The organism is Microcystis sp. M44BS1, assembly GCF_020244875.1.
Classification (GTDB): Bacteria; Cyanobacteriota; Cyanobacteriia; order Cyanobacteriales; family Microcystaceae; genus Microcystis; species Microcystis panniformis.
Genome location: NZ_JADBVM010000106.1, coordinates 1 through 4,513 on the forward strand (window position 1 = coordinate 1; position 4,513 = coordinate 4,513).

The window sequence follows — 4,513 nt, forward strand, 5'->3', positions numbered from 1 at the left end:
GTGGTCGAGGGAATCAACAATAAACTTAAACTAATAAAACGGAGAGGCTATGGCTTTAGAAACTTTCGTAATTTTTGGGTTAGAAGTATGTTATCTTGGCATCTTGTCTGTTGATTTAGCATAAAGAGTAACGAAGAGCCAGATTTACGAAGAATCCTACAGTAAACCCCAACCTCAAACCGAGGACCCCACTTTTAATATTAGTGGTTGGAATAGTAGTTATACAGGACAAGCTATTCCCCCATCAGAAATGCGGGAATGGGTTGATCAGACAGTGAGCCGAATTTTAGGAAATCAACCACCGCAACGAGTGTTAGAAATTGGTTGCGGAAGTGGATTATTGCTATTCCGTGTGGCGAAACATTGTCAGGAATATTGGGGAGCCGATTATTCCGCTGCTACCATTAATAACCTCGAACATTTATGTGGCACAATTGAGGGTTTAGAGGGCAAAGTAAAATTATTACACCGAACAGCCGATGATTTTACCGGCATTCCCCAAGCTACTTTCGATCGAATAGTGATTAACTCCGTTGTCCAGTATTTCCCTAGTGTGGATTATCTATTACAAGTTATCGCAGGAGCAGTCAAGGCGATTGCAGATCGGGGTAAGATTTTCTTAGGTGATATCCGTAGTTTGTCCTTACTAGAGCCTTACCATGCGGCGGTACAGTTAGCTCGTGCCGAAGCTAATAAAACCCTTGAACAATGGCAAAAACAGGTGAATCAAAGTGTAGCTACCGAAGAAGAATTGTTAATTGCACCTCAGTTCTTTATCGCGCTTAAACAACGTTTTCCGCGAATTTCTTGGGTAGAGATTGCACCGAAACGGGGTCAGGCTGACAATGAGTTAACCCAATTCCGCTATGATGTTACTTTACATCTGGATACTGATGGGCAAAAAACGACAATTCCTTGGCTAAATTGGCAGCGGGATCGGTTTTCTTTAGGGCAACTACAAGATAAACTGAAACTGGAACAACCAGAATATTTAGGTATCAGAGATGTACCCAATCAACGATTACAAAAGGCACTACAAATTTTAGACTGTTTAGAAAATCCTCCGGGGGTAAAAACCGTGGGAGAATTGCGGCAACTGTTAGGAAAAAATAGCGGGATAGGGATTAATCCTGAGCAAATGTGGCAACTGGGAGAACAGTTAGGTTACACTGTTCATCTCAGTTGGTGGGAAGGTAGTCAAGATGGTTCTTTCGATGTGGTTTTCTGTCGCCAGAATGCCATCCTAGAACCGATAATAAATAAAATTGATGAAAAACCATACCCCAATTTTTGGGATGATGAGACGATTATCCCCAAATCCTGGACTGATTATACGAATAATCCCCTATATGGTAAATTAGTCCAGAAGTTAGTGCCACAGGTGCGGGAATTTGTCCAACAAAAGCTACCTAGTTATATGGTTCCCCAGGCTTTTGTTTTGCTTAATTCCCTACCTTTGACTCCTAATGGTAAAGTAGATCGACAGGCTTTGCCTACCCCCGATACAGCTACACGCAATTTAGCTACGGGATTTCTCGCACCTCGTACCCCGATTGAAACCCAAATGTCTCAAATTTGGAGTGAAGTTTTGGGAGTCGAACGTATTGGGATTAAGGATAATTTCTTTGAATTGGGAGGACATTCTTTGTTAGCAACTCAGGTTATTTCCCGTTCCCGCGATCTTTTCTCGGTGGAATTGTCTTTACAAAATCTGCTGGAATACCCAACTATCGCTAATTTAGCCCAAATTATTGAAGTTCTTAGCGTTACTCCTGGAGAAACAGCTATGACTGAAAGCTTGGAAGATTATGAGGATGGTGAATTATAAAAACATTTAAAGTTTTAGCTGCTCTTAATAGTTTAGCAAGACAGCTAAAACGGCAAAGGAAAAATATTGATCCTAATCAATAGCAATCTGATCAACTTTTTCATCCTCAGAGCAAACTTCGTGATTTAGAGCTAATTTAACAACAACTTTGGAGGCAATTGGTAAGTGAAAGTAGGAGAATTTTTAGCCTATTTAAAGGGTTTAGACATTAAACTGTGGCTGGAAGGCGAAAAACTTCGTTTTCAGGCTCCCAAAGGGGTTATGACCCCAGAAATTAAAGAAGAAATCGCCGCCAAAAAAACTGAGATTTTGGACTTTTTAAGAGCGGCTAAAATCCCGACTAATGCTGTTGATTTAGAGATTATTCCCGTGTCACGGGATCAGGATTTACCCCTCTCTTTTGCCCAACAACGACTCTGGTTTCTACAGCAACTTTCTCCCGATAGTCATTCCTATAATCTGTTAGACGCTTTACGGTTAGAAGGAAACCTCAATCTGTTGGCGTTAGAACAAAGTCTCAGTGAACTAATTCGCCGTCACGAAATTTTAAGAACCACTTTTCCTATGGTAGAAGGGCAACCAATTCAGCGCATTGCTCCCCCTTCACCCGTCAGTTTACCCCTTCAAGATTTACAAAATTTATCAAAGAATGAACAAACAGAACATCTGCAAGAAATAGCGATTGCTTTCTCCTTAAAACCCTTTGATTTAGCCAAAGAATCATTAGTCCAATTTAAGTTACTTAAACTGGGTTCTCAAGAGTATGTATTGCTGTTGAAGATGCACCATATTATTTACGATGGTTGGTCTTTGAGCATCTTCTTTGGTGAATTATCTCAACTTTATGCGGCCTTTGTCCGGGGGTTGCCTTCCCCTCTCCCTGAATTATCGATTCAATACGCCGATTTTGCTGTATGGCAACGTCAATGGCTCACCGGTAAAGTCTTGGACCGTCAACTTAATTACTGGCAAAAACAGTTACAAGATGCGCCTAATATTTTAGAATTGCCGACGGATTATCCCCGTCCTCCAATTCCTAGTTTCCGGGGTGATGGACAGGTTTTTCGCCTGAATCAAGACTTAACCCAACGCCTCAAACGGTTGAGTCAAGAGTCAGGAGCAACGCTATTTATGACTTTACTGGCGGCCTTTTTTGTCCTAATTTCTCGTTATAGTGGTCAATTAGATGTTTTGGTGGGTTCTCCCATCGCTAATCGTAATAGTTCGGCAATTGAGAAATTGATGGGATTTTTTGCCAATACTTTGGCTTTAAGGGGTGATTTAGGGAGAAATCCCAGTTTTCTGGAGTTATTAGAACGAGTAAAGCAAACGACTTTATCAGCTTATGCTCATCAAGATTTGCCTTTTGAAATGTTAGTAGAAAAATTACAATTAAACCGAGATTTAAGTCATAATCCTTTGATACAGGTAATGTTTTCACTGCAAAATACCCCCCAATCTGAGGCTAGGTTATCTGGCTTAAAGATGGAGAATTTGCCTTTATCTGTTGAGCTTAAAGCGCGATTTGATTTAGAGGTAAATTTTTGGGAAGTTTCTGATCGTTTAGAAGCGGTTTGGTGTTATAGTACCGATTTGTTTGCCGCTCGCACCATTAACCAAATGGGGCAACATTTTCAGAATCTCTTAACTGCGATTGCAGCTAATCCCAATATGGGAATTTTTGAGTTATCGATGTTAAGTGATGAAGAACGTTATCAATTGTTATCATTGTGGAACGAAACTCACACAGATTATCCCTCTGATAAATGTATTCATCAATTATTTGAAGAACAGGTAAAACGCACACCCGATGCGGTAGCAGTGGTATGTTCAGAGCAAAAATTAACCTACAATGAATTAAATTGTCGTGCTAATCAATTAGCCCATTACCTGCAAAAATTAGGAGTAAAACCAGATGAATTAGTGGGGATTTGTCTAGAGCGTTCCTTCGACATGATTGTGGGATTATTGGCTATTCTTAAAGTCGGTGGAGCTTATGTTCCTATTGACCCAGATTATCCCCAAGAACGCATTAGCTTTATGCTCCAAGATACCCAAGTTAAAATAATATTAACCTGCGAATATTTACAGGCTTCCCTGCCAAATCATAATGCTATTTTTGTCTGTTTAGACAAAGATTGGGAACAAATTAATCAGGCAAGTCTGGAGAATCTGAACAGCACAGTTTCTGCGGATAATTTAGCCTACGTTATTTATACTTCTGGCTCTACAGGAATACCCAAGGGTGTTATCGTCACTCATCAAGCAGTTAATCGACTGGTATTAAATACTAATTACATCCAGTTTACTCCTGATGACCGGGTTGTGCAAGCGTCTAATATTGCTTTTGATGCCGCTACTTTTGAAATTTGGGGGGCTTTACTTAACGGTGCTAAGATTATTATTATCGCTAAATCAGTTTTGCTCTCACCCCAAGAATTGGCAGTAAGCTTAAAGGAAAATCAGATTAGTGTCTTATTTTTAACCACAGCACTTTTTAATCAGTTAGCTAATTTAGTTCCCCAAGCTTTTAGTAACTTACGATGCTTACTATTTGGGGGTGAAGCAGTTGAACCAAAATGGGTACAAGAGGTACTAGAAAAAGGTGCGCCACAACGGTTGCTTCATGTCTATGGTCCAACGGAAAATACAACGTTTTCTTCTTGGTATTTAGTGGAAAACGTA

General features: G+C 40.1%; 2 protein-coding genes and 1 pseudogene. All 3 read left to right on the top strand.

The genetic code is table 11. The features are described from left to right. A partial coding sequence (locus IM515_RS07675) for a transposase (RefSeq protein WP_130758671.1) occupies window positions 1-114 on the top strand: 114 nt, incomplete at its 5' end. Window positions 115-139: 25 nt separating this feature from the next. Next, a pseudogene (locus IM515_RS07680) lies at window positions 140-1,828 on the top strand (class I SAM-dependent methyltransferase); the annotation flags it as partial. 165 nt (window positions 1,829-1,993) lie between these two features. After that, the coding region (locus tag IM515_RS07685; protein ID WP_287633236.1) for a non-ribosomal peptide synthetase at window positions 1,994-4,513 on the top strand (2,520 nt) is incomplete at its 3' end.